This is a genomic window from Chitinophaga sp., assembly GCF_035564935.1.
Lineage (GTDB): Bacteria > Bacteroidota > Bacteroidia > Chitinophagales > Chitinophagaceae > Chitinophaga.
Genome location: NZ_DATMTE010000559.1, coordinates 1 through 2,813 on the forward strand (window position 1 = coordinate 1; position 2,813 = coordinate 2,813).

Sequence of the window (2,813 nt, forward strand, 5' to 3'; positions counted from 1 at the left end):
GAAACAACCCGGCTAAGCTCATGAAATACCTGAACATGATCCGGGACACAGTTTATAAAACAAAGGCTTTTTCCTATGCCGCCAGGGAAACCTATGGCAGGAAAGAATACGCGCTGGCAGAAAGCCTAATAAAAAAATCCATTGGCGATGAAACACGGAGATCCGCTGAAATATCGGCGGATTACTATGCTTACGCCAAACAATACGCGGCAGTGCTGTATGCCAATAAAAAGTATAAGGAAGGATTGAAATACGCCCGGCAGGTGTACGCACAGGACGATAAAAAGGACCGTGCGTTTAACGATACCTATTTAAACTTATTGGTCGCCAACAAACAGTTTTCCGAAGCCTATCCTTTAATGGTGCAAAGCATTAAAGACGGACGGGCTTCGCAGGAGGTAAAGGCGCAGTTTAAAAATGCGTACATCGCTGTAAAAGGCAGCGATGAAGGGTTTGCCGGCTATGAGCAGTCGCTTTATAAGGAACTGAAAGAAAAGATCAGCGCCGACCTGGCCAAAAAAATGATCAGGGAACCTTCTTTTAATTTTTCCGTAAAAGATGTAAATGGGAAAACGGTATCGCTCTCCGATTACAGGGGAAAAACAGTGGTACTTGATTTCTGGGCTACCTGGTGCGGGCCCTGTAAAGGCTCTTTCCCTCATATGCAGGCTGCGGTGAATAAATTTAAAGACGACACCAGCGTGGTATTTCTTTTCATCCATACGTGGGAAACAGATGCCAACCCTGTGAAAAGTGCGGCCGATTATCTCCGTAACAATAAATACACTTTCAACCTGTTAATGGATTTGAAAGATCCGGTGACCAAAACAAATAACGCCGCTGCAGGATACAAGCTGAAAGGCATCCCGGCAAAGTTTGTTATTGATAAAAACGGGATGATCCGTTTCCGTTCTCTCGGGGGATCGTCCGGCGGTAATGATGCTTTTGTGGAAGAGATGAGCGGGATGATTGAGCTGGCAAAACATGAATAGTGACGAAGGGTACCTTAAGATTATTTTAAGGTACCCTTATTTTTTCTTTTTATGCAGATGACCGGCAGTTGTTACAGGGAAACCCTTGCAGCTGCGCTGATAGCGCCTGTTTCGGAGTTTTGTATCATACTGATCAACTCCCATTCCTGCGCATTAAAGTTTTCGGGGAGATTAATTTCAGCCATACCTTGTTTACGCTCCCGCAGTTTAAATGCCCAGAGGTCCCGTACCACCTGTACATGGGAAAGTGTACGCCCTTCGTTTTCTCCTCTCTCTACTTTGCTTACGGCATGTTTTTGTACAACCGCCACAAGTAACTGGCTGTTGCCGGTATTACCACTAATTTCATAAGTAAAGCTTGCCTTGCCGGGCTGCAGCTGTGCCTTTATCTTCAGGGTGGCAACTGCACCGGTGCCAAGCGCTTCGTTGATGGCGTTGCTTACTGCAGATTCGTCTGATCCTATACAGGATGTTTGCCCGTTAACCACCAGCTGCGGAGTATATACCTGGCTGGGAAGCTGCTGGCTGTACTGGTATTGGCGTTTTGAGTATTGCGGCTGGCTGAATACATCTTTCCAGCCCAGGCGGTCCCAGTAATCGACATGGTATGCCAGTACATAGATGGGTTTATTGCCGGCATCCTGCTGTATACGGGCTAGTAAAGCATCGGCGGGAGGGCAGCTGGAACATCCTTCTGAAGTGAACAGTTCGAGTACCGCAAACCCGTTACCGTTATTAATGCGGGGTTGCTTTTTTGAAGCGCTAACCTGGTTGGCAAATATAGCGGAGAAGAGTGTGAGTACAATTGCAGCGCCTATAGCCGGCATCATTACCTGTTTCATATCTTTCGAATTTTATTTGATTCAAAAGTACCGGCTGTTGCTGGCCCGGGTAAGCAAAAAAGCCTTCATTCGGGCATTTTCGGCGTTCAACCGGGACAAAACAGCCGGGAGAAAATTATATCACCGGTCTTCCATCCAGCTAAGAAAGCTATGCGATTTTTCTTTATTGACCAGGAGCTTATCGGGCGTTTCAATAACCAGTTTTACGTAGAGTTTACGCAGGAAATAAGGCTCCACTTCTTTGATCGCTTTAAAATTAACGAGGTACTGGCGGTTCAGCCGGAAGAATTGCAGGGAAGATACAGATTGCGTTACCTGGTCCAGCGACTGGTTCACGGTATATTGCTGCTTATCGAAGCACATGATCCAGGTGGCATCGTGGCGAACATAGAAGAAGGCAATGTCTTCGATACTTACTGTTTTATATTTTTGATTTTTGAAGACAAGAAAACTGGTTTTACCACTCGGCGGGCTCAGTTTTGAGAGCAGGTCTCCCAGGTCGGGGATTGCTTTCTGCTGGAAGAAATTTTTCAGTTCATCCACTTTCCGGAGTGCATCCTGTATGTCTTGTTTGGAAAAGGGCTTCAGTACATAATCAACCCCATTGCTTTTAAATGCTTCCAGGGAATATTCGTCGTAAGCCGTGCAGAATACAACGGGACAGGTGATTTTTACCTGTTTGAATATTTCAAAGCAAAGGCCATCCGCCAGCTGTATATCCATAAAAATGAGGTCGGGCATAGGCCCTTCTGAAAGCGCGGCAACAGTGCTTTCCACGCTTTGGTACTGGCCGGTGATCTTATCTCCTGGCTTCAGTCCCAGTATAATATTTTCAAGCGACCGGGCTGTTTTGAGTTCGTCTTCAACGATGATGATGTTCATGGATCAGCGGCAATTTGATTTGAAAAGTTTTTTCATTAGTAACAATATCGATATGCTGATGCAGCAGGTGCTGATATCGCAGGTCAATATTTTTAAG

At 45.8% G+C, this 2,813-nt stretch carries 3 protein-coding genes; 1 reads left to right on the forward strand and 2 read right to left on the reverse strand.

Annotated elements, in window-relative coordinates; genetic code table 11:
• A partial coding sequence (locus VN105_RS14525) for a TlpA disulfide reductase family protein (protein ID WP_325642094.1) occupies positions 1 to 992 on the forward strand: 992 nt, incomplete at its 5' end.
• A gap of 71 nt (positions 993 to 1,063) precedes the next feature.
• Here VN105_RS14525 and VN105_RS14530 read toward each other — a convergent pair.
• Together VN105_RS14530 and VN105_RS14535 are read right to left on the reverse strand one after the other, a co-directional pair.
• On the reverse strand, positions 1,064 to 1,834 hold the full coding sequence (locus VN105_RS14530) for a DUF1223 domain-containing protein (RefSeq protein WP_325642096.1): 771 nt from the start codon (positions 1,832 to 1,834) through the stop codon (positions 1,064 to 1,066).
• 120 nt (positions 1,835 to 1,954) lie between these two features.
• Positions 1,955 to 2,716 (reverse strand): LytTR family DNA-binding domain-containing protein, encoded by a 762-nt coding sequence (locus VN105_RS14535; protein ID WP_325642098.1) that lies wholly within the window; start codon positions 2,714 to 2,716, stop codon positions 1,955 to 1,957.
• Positions 2,717 to 2,813 lie beyond the last annotated feature (97 nt).

What these genes read in the sequence shown, in the direction of transcription:
- VN105_RS14535 (WP_325642098.1), bottom strand. Translation starts at nt 2,716, where the DNA reads ATGAACATCATCATCGTTGAAGACGAACTCAAAACAGCCCGGTCGCTT.
- VN105_RS14530 (WP_325642096.1), bottom strand. Translation starts at nt 1,834, where the DNA reads ATGAAACAGGTAATGATGCCGGCTATAGGCGCTGCAATTGTACTCACA.